At 75.8% G+C, this 16,402-nt stretch carries 11 protein-coding genes and 1 pseudogene; 5 read left to right on the forward strand and 7 right to left on the reverse strand.

The genetic code is table 11. From position 1 onward, the window contains the following. Positions 1 to 175 precede the first annotated feature (175 nt). Positions 176 to 2,257: a methyl-accepting chemotaxis protein gene (locus ACOQFB_RS19655; RefSeq protein WP_421609613.1), complete on the forward strand. Its 2,082-nt coding sequence runs from the start codon at positions 176 to 178 to the stop codon at positions 2,255 to 2,257. A 79-nt stretch (positions 2,258 to 2,336) separates the two neighbouring features. Here the strand turns inward: ACOQFB_RS19655 and ACOQFB_RS19660 are convergent, their stop codons facing one another. The 3 genes from ACOQFB_RS19660 to ACOQFB_RS19670 are packed head-to-tail and all read right to left on the reverse strand — an operon-like array spanning position 2,337 to position 5,751. Then, complete coding sequence (locus tag ACOQFB_RS19660) at positions 2,337 to 3,626, reverse strand: porin (RefSeq protein ID WP_421609614.1); 1,290 nt, start codon at positions 3,624 to 3,626, stop codon at positions 2,337 to 2,339. A 38-nt stretch (positions 3,627 to 3,664) separates the two neighbouring features. After that, on the reverse strand, positions 3,665 to 4,183 hold the full coding sequence (locus ACOQFB_RS19665; RefSeq protein ID WP_059436814.1) for a cytochrome c3 family protein: 519 nt from the start codon (positions 4,181 to 4,183) through the stop codon (positions 3,665 to 3,667). 26 nt (positions 4,184 to 4,209) lie between these two features. Further along, positions 4,210 to 5,751, reverse strand: a complete 1,542-nt coding sequence (locus tag ACOQFB_RS19670) for a flavocytochrome c (RefSeq protein WP_059436815.1) — start codon at positions 5,749 to 5,751, stop codon at positions 4,210 to 4,212. Between the two features lie 391 nt (positions 5,752 to 6,142). On the opposite strand from ACOQFB_RS19670, the gene ACOQFB_RS19675 reads away from it, so the two are divergent. From ACOQFB_RS19675 to msrB, 3 genes are all read left to right on the forward strand, one after another. After that, positions 6,143 to 6,925: a XylR N-terminal domain-containing protein gene (locus ACOQFB_RS19675; protein WP_494492332.1), complete on the forward strand. Its 783-nt coding sequence runs from the start codon at positions 6,143 to 6,145 to the stop codon at positions 6,923 to 6,925. After that, positions 6,847 to 7,767, forward strand: a complete 921-nt coding sequence (locus ACOQFB_RS19680) for a sigma 54-interacting transcriptional regulator (protein ID WP_494492333.1) — start codon at positions 6,847 to 6,849, stop codon at positions 7,765 to 7,767. The genes ACOQFB_RS19675 and ACOQFB_RS19680 overlap by 79 nt, the downstream gene beginning before the upstream one ends. Before the next feature lie 122 nt (positions 7,768 to 7,889). Next, positions 7,890 to 8,297, forward strand: coding sequence for a peptide-methionine (R)-S-oxide reductase MsrB (gene msrB / locus ACOQFB_RS19685; protein ID WP_421609615.1), 408 nt, complete (start codon positions 7,890 to 7,892; stop codon positions 8,295 to 8,297). Positions 8,298 to 8,326: 29 nt separating this feature from the next. Here the strand turns inward: msrB and ACOQFB_RS19690 are convergent, their stop codons facing one another. The 4 genes and pseudogenes from ACOQFB_RS19690 to ACOQFB_RS19705 all read right to left on the reverse strand — a co-directional run. After that, positions 8,327 to 9,391, reverse strand: coding sequence for a hypothetical protein (locus ACOQFB_RS19690; protein WP_059436818.1), 1,065 nt, complete (start codon positions 9,389 to 9,391; stop codon positions 8,327 to 8,329). Between the two features lie 22 nt (positions 9,392 to 9,413). Beyond that, complete coding sequence (locus tag ACOQFB_RS19695; RefSeq protein ID WP_152643318.1) at positions 9,414 to 10,313, reverse strand: DUF2167 domain-containing protein; 900 nt, start codon at positions 10,311 to 10,313, stop codon at positions 9,414 to 9,416. A 172-nt stretch (positions 10,314 to 10,485) separates the two neighbouring features. After that, complete coding sequence (locus tag ACOQFB_RS19700) at positions 10,486 to 11,736, reverse strand: ERAP1-like C-terminal domain-containing protein (RefSeq protein WP_494492334.1); 1,251 nt, start codon at positions 11,734 to 11,736, stop codon at positions 10,486 to 10,488. A gap of 95 nt (positions 11,737 to 11,831) precedes the next feature. Beyond that, positions 11,832 to 13,115, reverse strand: a pseudogene (locus tag ACOQFB_RS19705) (M1 family metallopeptidase); the annotation flags it as partial. A gap of 117 nt (positions 13,116 to 13,232) precedes the next feature. On the opposite strand from ACOQFB_RS19705, the gene ACOQFB_RS19710 reads away from it, so the two are divergent. After that, positions 13,233 to 16,319 (forward strand): Ig-like domain-containing protein, encoded by a 3,087-nt coding sequence (locus tag ACOQFB_RS19710; protein ID WP_421609616.1) that lies wholly within the window; start codon positions 13,233 to 13,235, stop codon positions 16,317 to 16,319. Positions 16,320 to 16,402: the final 83 nt, after the last annotated feature.

The following is a 16,402-nucleotide window of genomic DNA, read 5'->3' on the forward strand; positions in this document are numbered from 1 at the left end:
CCCAGCCCGTCCACCCTGGGGCGCACGCCACTCGACCCGGGACGCGGGACGGCGGCGGGCGGCGCGGGTCCGGAAGCGCCCGGCGCGCGGCCGATCCGCCCGCCCGTGACGGGCTGGCACGCAGGGTGCTGGGACGCCCTCGGATGGCCGCGCCTCCCTCCGCCGGAGTCCCGACATGCGCCGCTCGCTCCCGGTCTCGACGAAGATCCTCGGCTCCTCCCTGCTCGCCGCGGGCGCCACGCTGGCGGCGGGCCTCGCCGGCTGGCTCGCGACCCGGCGCGGCCTCGCCGATGGACCGGCCATCGGGCTCGCGGCCTCGGCCGCGGTCGCGGCGGTGATCGCGGGCGGCGGCCTGTTCGTGGCCCGCGTGGTCGGGCGCGCCATCCGCGCCATGCGCGGCGAGTCCGCGCGCGTGCGCGACGCGGTGCGCGCCGGGACGCTCACGGTGCGCGGCGCCGAGGGGCACATCGACCCGGAGTTCCAGCTCATCATCCGCACGCTGAACGAGACGCTGGACGCGTTCTCGACCCCGTTCGCCGCCACCGCGGAGGCGGTGGAGCGCATCTCGCGCGGCGACCTCCCCGGGCGCATGACGGCGCCGTTCGAGGGCGACTTCGACCGTCTGCGCGACGCGGTGAACGCGGTCATCGAGGTGGTGGAGCAGCGCAACGACGACATCCGGCGCCTGGTGGAGGCGGCCACCGCGGGCCGCCTGGACGTCCGCGCCGACGTCTCGCGCTACCACGGCTACAACGGCGCGATGATCGGCCGGATCAACCTGCTCCTCGACACGGTGATCCGCCCGATCGAGGTCGCCACCGACCGCGTGGTGCGGCTGGCGGCGGGCGAGGTGCCGCCCGACGTGGACCTCGAGGTGCAGGGCCGCTTCCTCGACCTGAAGCGCGGGGTGAACGCGCTGCTCGAGGTGGTGCGCCTGCGCAACGCGGACCTGGCGCTGCTCCTGCGCGCGGCGGCGGAGGGGCGCCTCGACGTGCGCGCCGATCCGTCGCGCTACCCGGGCCAGAACGGGGAGCTGGTGCGGGGGATGAACGCGCTGCTCGACGCGGTGGTGGCGCCGCTCCGCGCGGCGGCGGACGCGCTCGAGCGGCTGGCGCGCGGCGAGGCGCCGGCGCCGATCGAGGAGACCTACCGCGGGGAGTTCGACACGCTCCGCCGCAACGTGAACGCCTGCACGGCGGCCGTCGGCGCGCTCGTCGCCGAGGTGGACGTGGCCATCGAGGCCGGGCGCGCCGGCGACCTGGGCCGGCGGGGCGATCCGGCGCGGTGCCAGGGCGACTATCGGCGGGTGCTCGCCGGCGTGAACGAGATCCTCGACGCGGTCTCCGCGCCGGTGCGCGAGGCGAGCGACGTGCTGGCCCGGCTCGCCGCGCGCGACCTGCGCGCGCGCATGGGCGGGCGCTACCAGGGTGACCACGCGCGGCTCCAGCAGGTGGTGAACGGCACCGCCGGCGCGCTCGACGCGGCGCTCGGGCAGGTGGTGGAGGCGGTGGGCCAGATCTCGGCCGCGGCCGCCCAGATCGCCTCGTCGAGCCAGGCGGTGGCGGGCGGCGCCGCGGAGCAGGCCTCCGCCATCGGGCGCACCGGCGCCAGCCTCGAGGTGGTGGCCGGCCAGGCGCGCACCACCTCCGAGCACGCCGCCGCCGCCGACGGCCTCTCCGCCTCGGCGCGCGCGGCCGCGGCCGAGGGCGCCGCCACCGTCTCGCGGATGACCGCCGCCATGGCGCAGGTGCGCGGCGCGGCCGAGCAGACGGCGCAGATCATCAAGGACATCGACGAGATCGCGTTCCAGACCAACCTGCTCGCGCTGAACGCGGCGGTGGAGGCCGCCCGCGCCGGCGACGCCGGGCGCGGCTTCGCGGTGGTGGCCGAGGAGGTGCGGTCGCTCGCGCTCCGCGCCAAGGCGGCCGCCTCGCGCACCGAGGCGCTCATCGGCGAGTCGGTGCGTCAGGCGGCGGACGGCGACGCCATCACCCGCGCGGTCGCGGAGCGGCTCGAGGTGATCCGCGCCGGCGCCGAGCGGCTCGCCGGGCTCGCGGCCGGGATCAGCGCCGCGGCGCGGGAGCAGGCCGGCGGCGTGGAGCGGATCACCGGCGCGGTGGCGGAGATCGACCGCGTCACCCAGCAGAACGCCGCCAGCGCCGAGCAGTCCTCGGCGGCGGCGGCGGAGCTGTCGGCGCGCTCGGGCACGCTGGCGGAGCTGCTGGGCGGGTTCCGGCTGGGCGGCGCCGGCGCCTGAGGGCGCCCGCGCCCGGACAGCCGAGGAGCGCCCCGGCCGCGGAGGAGGGCGGCCGGGGCGCCCCTCGTCCCCGCGCGCTCTACGGGGAACCCTTCGGCGCGCCGACGTTCGCCGTCGCCGCGAAGGTGTAGAGCAGGCCCACGCCGAAGCCGCGGGTGTCGCCGCCCGGCGCGACCGCGCCCGGCCCGCCCACCACGCCGTAGCTGGCGGAGCGGTCGTTCCGGGTCTCGTAGTAGGCGACGTAGACGTCCGCGGCCTTGGTGAGCGCGTACGAGTAGCCGGCGTTCCACTGCGTGGCGCCCAGGCCGTTGGTGGTGCACGCGCCGCCGCCCACCACCTCGCACTCGCCCGCGTCGGCCTGGCCGAACGAGCCGAACAGCTGGTGCGGGCCGAAGCGCTGCTGGAGGAGCGCGTAGTACGCGAAGCGCGCGTACTCGCGGACGGCGCCGGCGGTGCGGTCGTCGTTCTCGTAGGAGAGCCGCTCGCCCACCAGCGAGACGCGCGTCCCGGTGGGCAGCGACACCTGCGCGATGGCCTCGTGGCCCTGGTCGGTGGACGACCCGTTCGTCAGCGACACCGGGGAGCCGCCCAGCTGCGTGAGGCCGAAGTAGTCCTCGTGCCGCTCGTAGGCGTAGCGGAGCAGCAGCGGGCCGTAGGCCCAGCTCACCAGGGCCGAGTAGACGCTCGGGCTGATCGACGGCGCGGTGGCCGAGGCGGCGGTCTTCGTCTCGTTGGCCGAGTACGCGAGCCGGGCCGAGAGGCCGTGGAGCTCGGGCGTCCAGTACTGGACGCTGTTGCCCTGGCGGCGGTTGAAGGCCGCGTCGGCCTTGCCGTTCGCGCGGCCGCTCTGGGTGGTGGTGCCCGGGACGCCGAAGCCGGGGCTGGCGGTGATGGTGTTGTCGAACGGGTTCAGGCCGCGGACCGCGCCGACCAGCAGCACCGGGTACTTGTACGGCGTGTCCCAGTTGCCGAAGAAGGCGCGGCCGAACCTGCCCTTCACGCCCACCGCGCTGTTGCGCGAGGCCCACGCGTTCGGCGCGTCGCCGTCCGGGCTGACGGCGCTCTCCACCTGGAAGAACACCTGGAGGTCCTCGCCCAGCACGTCGAACCCGCCCTTGAAGCCGATGTTGGACGTGCCGGAGGTGAGGCGGAAGCGCTGCGGGATGGCGACGCCGGTGTAAGCGGCGTCGGCGACCTGGGTGGCGCCGCCGGCCGCGGGCGACAGGCCCGGGCGCGTCGGGTCGGACACCCGCGCGTTGTCGAAGAACGGCATGAGCGTGCCGTAGATGGTCACGTCGCCTTCCAGCGCGGAGGCGGCCGCGGGGAGGAGGAGCGCTGCGAGCAGCGCCAGGGAGCGTCTCGAGGTCATGTGCTTCTCCGTGTGAGGTCGTGGGTCACGGCGCGGCGCTACGGCACCTTGAAGTCGAACGTGTGGCAGTGGGCGCACCAGTTGACGGTCGCCTCGTGCTGGCGGTGGCAGACGGAGCACTCCATCTGCGGGCCCCAGTGCGGCGAGTCGTGCGGGTTCTCCGGCTTCACCGCGGCGGTCTTCTTCACCAGCTCGGCGGCCGGGCCGTGGCAGGCGAGGCACGCCTCGACGCTGGCCGGCTGCGGCTTCGCGGCCTTGCCGTGGCAGTCGGCGCAGCCGACGCCGGCGAGGCCGTGGCGGTGGCCGGAGGGGAGCTTCGCGCCGAGCGCCTTCGGGCCGGCGGGGTCGTGGCACCTGGCGCAGTCGGCGGCCTTCATCGCGCGGGTGGCGACGTGGCCGGGCGGCAGCACCTTGGCGGCGCCGTGGCAGGCGGCGCAGTCGCCGGGCCTCGCCTTCGGGTCGAGGCGGACCGTGGCGCCGGCGACGCGGGGCGCCAGGGTCACGAGGAGGGCCGCGAGCAGCGCCGGCCCGGACGTCTTCAGGAGCTTGGAAGCCATGATGTTCCTTTCGAGGAGCCGGAGGTTCACGCCCAGGCCTTCCCGCCGCCCGCGTTCCTGCCCGCGATCCGGCCGAAGACCACGCAGTCCGCCATCGCCACCGAGCCGAGGCGCACCGCGCCGTGCACGCCGCCGGTCACCTCGCCGGCCGCGAACAGCCCCACGATCGGCTTCATGTCGAAGCCGATGACGCGGGCCTCGGTGTCGATGACCAGGCCGCCCATGGTGTGGTGGACGCGCGGCCACAGCCGCATCGCGTAGAACGGCGGCGCGACGTTGGGCTTCGCGTCGGGGAAGATCATGCACCCGAGGTCCGGGTCGCTCTTCTTCTCCACGAACCCGTTCCAGCGCGTCACCTGCTCCAGGAACGGCTGCACCGGGATGCCGTACGCCTGCGCGATCGCCTCGAGCGTGTCGAACCTCCGGACCGCGCCGGCCTCCATGGCCTTGTTCAGGACCTTCGGCACCACCTGCTTGCCGACGTTGACCGAGTCGCCCAGGATCACGGCCGGGTGGCCGAGCAGGACGATCGCGTCCGCCCGCTCCTTGCGGTTGCCGGTCTCCTTGAAGAAGCGCTTGCCGGTCTTGGGATCGACCATCAGGCCGTAGCCCACGATGCGCTCGCAGACCTGGGGCACCTGCCCGAAGCCCTTCTCGTCCGGGCTCGTCCACGGGCCGAGCTGGATCCAGTCCATCTGCACGTCCATGGCGCCGGCCTGGCAGGCGGCGAGCAGCGCCTCGCCGGTGGCGCCCGGGTGGTTGGTGGACTCGAACTTGTCGGTGAGGCGGGGATCGTGGACCTGGCGGAGCTTCACGTCCTGCGAGAAGCCGCCGGTCGCGAGCACCACGCCGCGGCGCGCCTTCAGGAACGCCGGCTCGCCGGAGTCCTCCCTGGGCCAGGCGTAGCCCTTCCGCACCTGGAGCCCGAGGACGCGGCCGTCCTTCACCACCAGCCGCTCGAGCTTGGTGCGGAGGCGCACCTCCACGCCGAGCGATCGGGCCTTGGCGAGGAGCTTGTTGACCAGCTCCGAGCCGGACTGGTTCGCGGTCTGCACCGACCGCTTCACCGAGTGGCCGCCGTGGAAGTTGAGGCGGTTGAAGTTCGCGCCCACGTAGGTGCGCGACCACTCCAGCGCGGCGTTGGCGTTCTCCGCCACCATCCGCGCCAGCTCCACGTGGTTCAGGTAGGCGCCCGCCTTGAGCATGTCCTTCAGCATCAGCTCGGGCGAGTCCTGGACGCCGGCGTCCTTCTGGAAGGCGTTCGCGGGCGCGGCGAAGTCGCCGCCGTTGATGATCGAGTTGCCGCCGTGCACCGGCATCTTGTCGAGCACGAGGACCTTCGCGCCCGCGTTGCGCGCCTCGATCGCCGCGGTCAGGCCGGCGAAGCCGGTCCCGACCACGACCACGTCCACGGTCTCGTCCCAGCGCTTCGGGACCGCGCCCGCCTCCGCCGCCCGGGCGGCCCCGGGGATCGCCGCCGCGGCCGCGCCCGCCAGCGCCGCGGCGCCGCCGGTCGTCAGGAACCTCCGTCGAGACAGATCCGTCCCGCCCTTGCCGTCGTTGCCCATCGCTCCTCCAGGCGACGCGCCAGCGCGCCGCGTTCGTGTGCGCCGCGGCGGCGCGCCCCTGGCTCCGGCGCGCGCGCGGCGAGGGCGGCTTGAGCACCCCACGTGCCACGCGGGGTCCCCCGCGCCGCTCGCGGACTTCACGGGTCTTTCTTCCGGGGCCGGCGCCTGCGCGTCGCTCGTTTCGAGAACCGATCGCTCGTTTCGAGAAGCGGCTGCGACCGTCGGTCCGCGCGTCCCTGCCGCACCTCGCGCGTCATCGCGCCGCATGCACGGAAGGTGGACCGCGTCGCCACGTGGAGTCCTGCGACCTCACGCCCCTTTTCGCGCGCCGGGGCGCGGCGCATCACTCGTCCCGAGAAGCGGACCTCTCGTTTCGGGAAGCGGAGCGGCGATGCACATCGAGGACCTCGACCTGCGGGAGATCCTCTCCTTCGACCCCAAGGGCGGCGTGATCCGCTTCATGGGGCAGCGCGCGGTGCTGTTCGACGCGGTGGCGCTCGGCCTGCTGCGCAAGGAGCTCATCGACGCGTTCGGCACGTTCGCGGCCCGCGGCGTCCTGACGCGCTTCGGCTACGCGCACGGGTGGCGGGTGGGCGAGGCGCTCGAGCACGAGCACCCGGATCTCTGGAAGGAGGGGAAGGCCGGCCCGTTCCTGCCGCCGCTCAAGGGCCAGTTCATCCTCGGGAAGAACGTGCGCACCGACGGGCTGGGCGACGCGCCGCTGGTGGAGACGGTGTGGAGCCGGTCCTACGAGGCCGAGCAGCACCTCCTGCACATCGGCCTGTCCGAGGACCCGGTCTGCTGGACCTCGGCGGGCTTCGCGAGCGGCTACCTCTCCTACAAGGAGCGGCGCGAGGTCTACGTCATCGAGGACCGCTGCGTGGGCAAGGGCGACCCCGAGTGCCACATCGCGGCGCGCTTCAAGGAGCGCTGGGGCCCGGAGCTGGAGCGGCACCTGCCCTACTACCACATGGAGTCGATCGACCACGCGCTGCACGAGGTATCGAGCAAGCTGCGGCGCCGGAGCGGCGCCTGCGCGAGCGCCAGCAGGAGCTGGAGCGGCTCGCGACCTGCCCGGACGAGGTCACCGGGCTGGTGGCGCGCAGCGAGCCGATGCGCCGGGTGCTGGAGCGCGCGCGCAGCGTGGCCCGCACCGGCTCGTCGGTGGTGGTGACCGGGGAGAGCGGCGTGGGGAAGGAGGAGGTGGCCCGCCTCGTCCACCGCTCCTCCGACCGCGCCGCCGGGCCGTTCGTGGCGGTGAACTGCGGGGCGATCACCGAGACGCTGCTCGAGCGCGAGCTGTTCGGCCACGTGAAGGGCGCGTTCACCGGCGCCGAGACGGACGGGCTGGGGCTGTTCGAGGCGGCCGGCGGCGGCACGCTCTTCCTCGACGAGGTCGGCGAGGTCTCGCCCGCCATGCAGGTGAAGCTCCTGCGGGCGCTGCAGGAGCGCGAGGTCCGGCGCGTGGGCGACAGCCGCTCGCGCAAGGTGGACGTGCGGATCATCGCGGCCACCAACCGCGACCTCGCCGCCGAGGTGGCCGCCGGCCGCTTCCGCCAGGACCTCTACTACCGCCTCAACGTCATTGAGCTGCGCGTGCCCCCGCTGCGCGAGCGCCCCGACGACGTCGTGCCGCTGGCGCGCTGCTTCCTCGCGAAGCTCTCGCGGAGCGCGCACCGGCCGGTCACCGGCTTCACCGCCGAGGTGGCGGACCTCCTGGCGCGGTACCCCTGGCCCGGCAACGTCCGCGAGCTCCAGAACGCGATCGAGTACGCGGTCGCGCTCTGCGCCGGCAACCAGGTCGGGGTGGACGACCTGCCCGAGGCCCTGCGCCACGCGCCGCCCGCCCCGGCGCGGCCGGGGCTGATCCGGCCGCTGCACGAGGTGGAGCGCGAGCACGTGCTCGCGGCGCTGCGCACCGCGGGCGGCAACAAGGTGGCGACGGCGGCCGGGCTCGGGATCGGCCTCGCCACGCTCTACCGGAAGCTGAAGGAGTACGGCGAGCCGGCGTCCTAGCGTCCCCGCACGGACCGCCCACGCGCGGGGCGCGCGGGCGCGGGCGCGGTTACGTTCCTGGCGGCGTGACGCGCGCCTACCCACCGCGCGCGAGGTCCGCCGCGAGGTGCCCCGAGGTGCCCATGGAAAAGCTCATCCTCTCCGACGCCGAGTGGCGCGACCGGCTCACGCCGGAGCAGTACCAGGTGCTGCGCGGCCACGGCACCGAGCCCCCCGGCACCGGCTGCTTCCTCGGCACGCACGAGCCGGGGACCTACGTCTGCGCGGGCTGCGGGAACCCGCTGTTCCGCTCCGGCGAGAAGTTCGAGTCCGGCACCGGCTGGCCCTCGTTCACCCGGCCGGTGTCGGAGGACGCGGTGGTGGAGGTGCACGATCGCTCGTACGGCATGCGCCGCACCGAGGTCCGGTGCGCCCGCTGCGACGGTCACCTGGGCCACGTGTTCCCGGACGGTCCGCCGCCCACCGGGCTGCGCTACTGCATGAACTCCGCCGCCATGCAGCACGTCAGGGACGGCGAGGGAACGAAGTAGGCCGCCTCGGGTTCCGAGAGCGCCGGGCGTCAGCCGAACGCGCGGAGCGGCACGTCGCAGTCCGTACAGCGCGTGGTTCCCGGCACGAAGCACGCCCTACAGGCCGGGCACCAGGAACCGTCGCGGGCGTCGCGCTCGGGTGGGCGAGAGAGATCTCGTTCCTCCATCCCGGCGCGCTTCGCCGACGCGACGATGACCTGTACGCGCCGGGCCAACGCCTCGGCGAGCACGCCGTCCGCGAGCTCCAGGCTCGCCTTCGCCCGGCCGAACTCCGTCGCGGCGAGCTCGCGTGACGCTTCGGCGGGAAGCACGGCCGCCGCCGCCTCGAGCGCGGGTCGGGACCCCGCTTGACGGAGCGACAGGTGGAGCAGCGGGTGCAGCGCCGCCACGGGCCAGAGCACGAGCCAGCTCGCCTGCGACACGGCCTCTGCCCGGCTTGCCCCTCCTGCGCGGGCGTACGCGACGGCGAGCGCCAGCTCGAGGAGGAGCAGCAGCGCGAGCAGCTCGACCCCCGTTCCCGGTGGAAGGGTGAGCCCACCGTACGCAACCAGCGCGCCGAGCCCGAACGTCCACAGGAACAGGAGCGTGGCGACCGCCCTCAACCCGCGCCGGAGCCAGCGCTGTCGCGCGCGAATCTCGGCGAGCCCGGAAGCCGCCGCCTCTGGCTCGCTCGCGGTTCCGAGTCCTGCCTTCAGCGACCGGAGCGCTCCCGCGAGCTGCGCCGCAAGGTACGGCTGCGCCGCCACGACGAGCGTCCGTCCCCGCGAGCGCACCTGCTTGCCGACGGCCTCCGGGTCGACGGCCGCCCACGGGAGGCAGCTCACGTCTCCCTCACGGATCGTGACGAGATCGAAGCGTCGCTTCGGATCGAAGGCCAGCAGCGCGTCCCGGGTCGCGAGCCAGGGCAGGTTCATCACGGCGATGGCCTCCGCCGCGGGCGCGAGCCCGAGGTGGCGCAGCCCCGGGCGCAGCAGCCGGAAGCCGCCGCCCCAGGCCGACGACAGGTAGAACTGCCCGCCCCGGATCTCGGCCAGCCCGTCGAACCAGTAGAACACCGCGATCCAGGGCAGGATGTCTGCGAGGAGCGCCTGCATGGGCGATCACGGCCCTCCGCGATCAGCCATCGGAAGGCGCCCCCCCGGAGCGCGGCTTCCGGGCGAAGAGGCTCTTCACGGTGCGCGCGATGCCCGCGCCCAGCGCCACCAGCGCGACCGCCACCGCCTTCCAGGCCTTGGCGATGAATCCGCCGAGCGCCGCCAGGAGGCCCGTCTTCACCGCGGCGGCCCCGGCTCCGGCCGCGACCAGCGCCGTCAACCCGTACGCGGCGACCTTGTCGCCCGGGACCCACTCCGCGTACGTCTTGCCGCGCTTGAAGCTGAACCCCTGGATGACGGCGTCGACCTTGGGCTTTGCGTTCGCGATTCCCGCCGGATCGTCCACGTAGGTGACCGACATGACGCCCTCTCGCCCCAGCAGCCGGACGTTGTAGTTCACGACCTCCTCACCGTCGTCGGTCTTCCCGCGGATCGCCCAGGTCAGGTTGTGGGAAGCCTGGTCGTAGTGGGGAGCCTCGGCCCAGCCGACGACGTGAAGGGCGCTTGCCCCGGTCTTCTTCCGCTCCTTGTTGGCGGCCTCGGTCGCCCTCTGGATGTTCTTCAGGAGCGCATCCGCGTCGATGGTGTTGCGCTCGTCGTCCTTGACGAATCCGATGCCCTGCCACTCGAGGATGACGAACCAGCTCTCGCCGTCCACGGTCGGGACGACGAGCCCCACCTCCGAGCCGTGGGTCGGGTTCCCCATCTCGCGGAGCAGGCGTTGCGTGTCCTCCTCGCCGGCCAGCGCCAGGCTGTCGCCCAGGGCGATCTCGCCCACGTCCTTTCCGACGTCCGCCGTCGCGGGTCCGCGCGTCCAGTTTACCGGAGCTTCGGCCTTCTCCTGGGCGTGGGCGGGAGCGGCGGTGCTCACCGCCAGGGCCGCGACCAGCACGCCGAGCCTGCGCAGAAGTCCCTCGTTCATCTCGCCGCCCTCCCGGGGCACGGGGATGTGCCGGCGCGCAGGCTAGCACTGTGCGAGCGGGTACACGAGCAGTGACGTCCCCGGCGGCCGGTGCTCGGCGCCGCTCGCGTTCACCCGCGTCGCCTGGTGTCCCACACCGGCGGCGGTCGGGAGGCGAGGTGGTCGGCCGCCGCTACCGCGCCAGGAACCGCGCCACGGCGGGCCCGTTGCGGGCGCGGGCGGCGCGGCAGGCCCCGGCGTCCTCCAGGGCACGGGCCAGCGCCCGCGGCGCCCCGTCGAACGCCTCGGCGCGGGGACGAAGGAACGCGGCGACCTCGCCGGCGCGGCCGGGATCGCAGGCGAGCCCGGCGGCCTGCTCCACCAGCCACGACCCCTCGTCGCTCCGCAGCCGCGGCGCGATCGCCTCCCAGCGCGTGCGCAGGAGCTCCCAGGCGCGCCAGCGCGTCTCCCGCCCGGCCAGCGCCACGCGGAGGATCGCGGCGGTGTCGCGGAGGTCCTCCGCGCCGGAGGCGACCAGCGCCAGCGCGCGATCGACGAGCGCGGGCCGCTCGAAGCGCCCGAGGATCGCGAGCAGGCGCGCCCGGTCGGTCCGGTCCCGCGCGCCGCGCGCCGCCGCGAGGATCCGGTCGAACAGCGCCGCGTCCCCGGTGCGCGCCGCCACCTCCAGCGCCGGCCAGGCCGCCTCGGCCGGCACCGACCGGCGGTCGGCGAGCCACCGCCGCGCGAGCCGCGCCGCCTCGCCCGCGAGCGCCGGGTCCTCGCCCTCGCCCGCCACCCGCGGCAGGAGCAGCCGCCGCAGCGCCGTCGCCTCGTCCGGCTCGCCGCGCCGGGGCATCCAGCCGATCGCGCGCGCCCGCGGCCCCCAGGTCTCGCGCACGAACGCCCGCCAGCGCGCGTGATCGGCGGCGTCGAGCCACTCCGGCTGCGCCAGCCGCGCCAGCTCCAGCGAGGCCTCCACCTGCAGCCCGTCCTCGCTCCCGGCGAGCGGCGCCACCAGGCCGAGCGCCGCCTCGGGCGGGAGGTCGCCGCGCCGCGCGAGCAGGGAGGCGTCGGTGGCGAGCGCGAGCCGCTCCGCCGGCGCGAGGTGCGGCCAGAGGCCGGGGAGCGCCGCCGGATCGAGCGCGGTGAGGTGGTACCCGGTCCCGCCCGCGTTGGGCCAGAGCCACTCCGGGCAGAACGGCAGCGCCACCTCGCCCTCGGGCCCGTCGCCGCCCACGAGGCCGCACGCCGTCTCCACCCGCGCGCCCGCGCCGGCGCGCACGCAGAGCGGGATCGACCAGGTGGCCGCGGGGTCGCGCGCGCCGGAGGCGAGGAAGCGCTCCTGGCGCACCACCGCCGCGGCGCCGCGCCCGTCGCAGCGGACCGCGGCGCGGACGAGCGGCACGCCCGGGCGCTCCAGGAAGCCGCGCAGCGAGGCGGCCACGGCCGGCGACGAGCGCGACGCCAGCGTGGCGAGGAGTCCTCGGTCGTGGCGGTGCGGTGCGCGTGCGCGAGCAGGTGGTCGCGCAGCACCGCGCGCCACGCCTCGCGCCCCAGGAACCGCTCGTACATGGCGGCCACCGCGGCGCCCTTGTCGTAGGTGATGGCGTTGTCGAACGCGCCCTCGATCTCGTCGCGCGAGCCGACCGGCTCGCGCAGGCGCTTCGCCGCGGCGAGCACGTCCGCCTCGAGCGCCGAGGCCCGGCCCTCGGCGCGGCGGCGGGCGGTGCGCCGCCAGGCCGGCTCGAGCGCGTCCACGACCACCGAGTCGAGGAAGCTGGTGAGCGACTCGTTCAGCCAGGTGTCGTCCCACCAGGCCATGGTGACGAGGTCGCCGAACCAGTGATGCACGAGCTCGTGCATCGCGATGGTCGCGTAGCGGAGCCGCCGCTCGCGCGTCTCCTCCGCCGGCGGGATGAGCGTGAGCGGCTGGCCCAGCGCCACGATCCCGGGGTGCTCCATGGTGCCCCAGAAGCGCGGCACCACCGCCACGTCGCACTTCTCGTAGGGGTACGGGACGCCGGTCTCCGCCTCGATGAGGTCGAGCATGCGCGCGGTGACCGAGGCCGCGTAGCGGGTCTCGCCGCCGCGCCCGCGCGGCACCACGAAGCGCACCGGCACGCGGGCCGCGCCCCCGGCGCCGCCGTCCACCAGGTCGAACGGGCCCACCACGAACGCGACCAGGTAGGAAGGCAGCGGCCGCGTCTCGGCGAACTCCACGCGCGTCCCCCCGCCGTCCGGGGCCTCGCGGGCCGCCGGGGTGTTCGCGAGGGCCCGATCCCCCGGCTTCACCGTCAGCGAGAGGCGCCAGGGGATCTTGAAGCCCGGCTCGTCGAAGCACGGGAAGGCGCGCCGGGCGTCGGCGGGCTCGAAGAACGTGTACGCGTACCAGCGCCCCGCCTCCGGCACCGCGTACAGGCCGCGGCTCCGCACCCGGTCCACCGCGCCGGCGAACGCGATCTCCACCGTCGCCTCGCCCGGCGGCTGCGGGGCGTCGGGCACGAGGCCGAGCAGCCCGCCGTCGGCGAGCACCGCCCGCGCCGGCCGGCCGCCCACCCGCGCCTCCTCGATCTCCAGCCCCTCCGCGTGCAGCCAGACCACGCGCGCCGGCGCGTCGAGGACCACCGGGTAGCGGACGCGGCCGCGGTAGCGCTCCGCGGCGGGATCGAGGGTCAGCGACACCTCCCCGCGGACGGGCCGCACGCCGGCGGGGAGCCGCAGCGCGGGCGGGACCTCGCCGGCGGGGAGCGGCGGCACGGCGGGGGCGGCGGCGGCGAGCGCGGCCACGGCGAGTGCGAGGGCGGGGATCGGCATCGCACCCATTAGCACCCGGCGCTCGGGTCGGGCCAAGTGCCCGACAGCGGCCTACCCCTGTCCCGGGCCTGCCGCTCGACCGCGCGCACCCCCCGTGTACACTGCGCGCCTCCTCGGAGGACCCGCATGCACCGCACTGCTGCCTCGCCGTCCCTCGCCGTCGCCCTCGCCTCCGCCCTCGCGCTCGCCGGCTGCTCCGGCGGCGGCGGCGGCGGCGGCGGCAGCCCCGGCGCCCCGTCCTGCGCGCTCCCCGCCGCGACGTCGCTGCAGGTGGTCGAGTCCTCGCCGGCGCAGGGGGCCGACGGCGTCTCGGTGAACGCGACGGTGCGGATCCGCTTCAACACCTGCGTGGACACGTCCACCCTGCCCTCCGCGCTGTCGTTCCGGCGCGGGGCGACCCCGGTGGCGTTCACGCCGGCCTACGACGCGGCCACCGCGACCCTGGTGCTCACGCCGGCGGCGCCGCTCGCGCTCTCGACCTCGTACGCGGTCCTGATCCTGCCCACCGCGCGCGGCGCGCGCGGCGAGCCGTTCAGCGGCTGGGTGCTCGGCTTCGACACCCGCGGCGCGCCGGACACGGTGCCCCCGACGGTCGCCGCCGACCCCGCCGGCGGCCACTTCAACCACCCCGTGGACGTGACGCTCACCTGCGCCGACGAGCCCGGCGGCTCGGGCTGTGCGCAGACGGTGTACGCGGTGAACGGCGGCGCCGCGCAGACGTACGTCGGACCGGTGCGCCTCGAGGCGAGCGCGACCCTGAGCTTCTTCGCGCTGGACGGCGAGGGGAACCGGAGCACCACCGGCACCGGCACCTACGTCATCGACGTCGATCCGCCCGGCGTCGCCTCGGTGTTCCCGCCGGACGGCGCCACCGGCGTCGCCCTGGACGCGGTGCCGGCGGCCGTGTTCGACGAGGACATGGATCCCGCGACGGTGACCGCCGCCCGGCTGACGCTCTCGCCGGCCCAGGCGACCGGCGCCGCCTACGACGCCGCCACGCGCACCGCGCGCTTCCCGCCCGACCGCCGCCTCGAGTGCAACACCGCCTACACCGCGACGCTCGACGCCGGCGTCACCGACCTCGCCGGCAACGGCCTGCCCGCCGCGGTGTCCTGGACGTTCACCACCGATCCGGACTGCGTCGAGCCGGTCACGACGGCGAGCGTCACCGACGGCGTGTACGCCGCGGCGCAGCAGGTCACGCTCACCTGCACCGACGCGGGCGGCTCCGGCTGCGCGCGCGTGGTGTACACCACGGACGGCAGCGTGCCCGCGCCGGGCAACGGCACGGTGGTGGAGGGCGCCGCCGCCGGGCCCATCGCGGTCGGCGAGGGCGAGACCGTGCTCCGCTACTACTCGGTGGACCGGGCGGGGAACCGCGAGGCGGTGCGCCAGCAGCGGTACTCGGTGTCCACCTCGGGCTTCACCTACGTCGCGACCGCCGGGGGCATCGCGCGCGGCGCCGGGCCGGTGCCGGCCCGGTTCGTGGCCCTGGGCGGCGCCGGGTGGACGTACGCGTTCCACCGGGATCCCGTCACCGGCCGCCTCTGGCGCGCCACCGAGCGCGGCGTCGCCGGCTCCGACGACGGGGCCGCGTGGTCGCTCACGCGCCTGGTGAGCCCCGCGGGCGGCTGGAACCTCCCCGGCCGCGCGGTGTGGGCCGAGGGCAGCCTGGTGCTGGCCGGCACGGAGGAGGGGCTCTACCGATCCGTGGACGGCGGCGCCACGTTCGTCCCCCTCCTGCAGCGCACCGTGGACGGCAACGACGCCTGGGTGACGGCGATCGCCGGCGCCGGCAAGGACGTGTACGTCGCGACCTCGCTCGGCCTCGCGGTCTCGCACGACCGGGCGCGCACCTTCGCGTGGACCATCGCGGACCGGGCCGTCGCCGACGTGGCGCTCGATCCCGGCACCGGCGACGTGTTCGCCGCGACCTCGACCGGCCTGCTCCGCTCCACCGACGGCGGCGCGACGTTCGCCGGGCTCGACACCGGCACCGTCCCTGCCCTCCCCTCCGCCGACGTCCGCGCCATCGCGGTGACCGCCGACCGCGTGTACGCCGCCACCGCCGCCGGCCTCGCCATCCTGGGCCGCGACGCGACCGGCGCGCCCGCCTCGGCCACCTCCGTCGCGCGCCCGTGCCCGGCGGGCGAGACCTCGATCCTGGACGTGGCCGTCTCCGGCCAGGCCGTCTGGGTGGTGAGCGGGCAGCGCTACTGGTCCGGCTCCACCGACGCCTTCTGCGCCTCGACGGACGGCGGGGCGACGTTCGCGCCGCGCTGGTTCGTGGCGCCCGACCGGACCACGGCCATCGCCTCCACGGTGTACGCCGAGGGCGCGCGCGTGTACGTCGGCTACGCGCCCGGCTTCTACCTTTCCACCGACACGGGCGCGAGCTTCCGCTCCGCCGAGCTGCCCGCCGGCGGCGTGCGCGACGTGGCCGCCGCGGGCGGCTCGCTCTACGCCGCGCTCGACTCGGGCGTGGCCGTCTCCACCGACGGGTTCCGCACGTTCGTGCTCCGCACCAAGGCGGACGGCCTCGGGGACGCGGGCGTCGAGGACCTCGCGGCGGTCGGCGCGCGCGTCTACGCGGTCACCACCTTCGGCCTCTCGATCTCCTCCGACGGCGGGGCCCACTTCGCGCCGCCCGCGACGCTCACCGATCCGTCCATGGCCGCCTGCGTGGCCGCGCCGGACGCGAGCACCGTGTACCTCGGGCAGATGTCCTGGCTGAAGGTCTCCACCGACGGCGGCGCGCACTTCACGCAGCGGCTCCCGCCCGCCGGCTCGACGAGCTACCTCTCCGACACGGTCGGCGTGGACGCCCGCGGCGGCACCGTCGCGGTGGCCGCGCGCGACACGGTGTTCGTGTCCACCGACGGCGGCGCCACCTTCGCCGAGCGCGGCGCGGCGGCCGGGCTGGCCGCGCCGAGCGGCTCCACGCTGTCCCTGCGCGGCGTCGCGATCGCGCCCTCCGGCGCGATCCACGTGGCCTCGAACGTGGGGCTGTTCAGCTCGACGGACGGGGGCGCCACGTTCGCGCCGGCGTCCGGCGGTCCGGCGTGGCTGGAGGCGGTCTCCACCGGCGGCCCGGCGCTCTACCTCGGCGGCGACCTGCTCCACGTCTCGACCGACGACGGCCTCACCTTCGTCTCGCGCAGCGAGGTGGACGGGCTGCCCGGCCGGCCCGGGCCCGCGGTGTACGTCCCCTGAGCCGCAGCGCGCGGCGGGGACGCGGCGGAGGGACCGGCGCCGTGCCGGCCCTCCCCGCGCCCCCTCCCTCGCGCGAGCGCTAG

Origin of the sequence: Anaeromyxobacter sp. Red801 (assembly GCF_049201065.2) — a bacterium.
In the GTDB taxonomy this organism is placed as follows: Bacteria; Myxococcota; Myxococcia; order Myxococcales; family Anaeromyxobacteraceae; genus Anaeromyxobacter.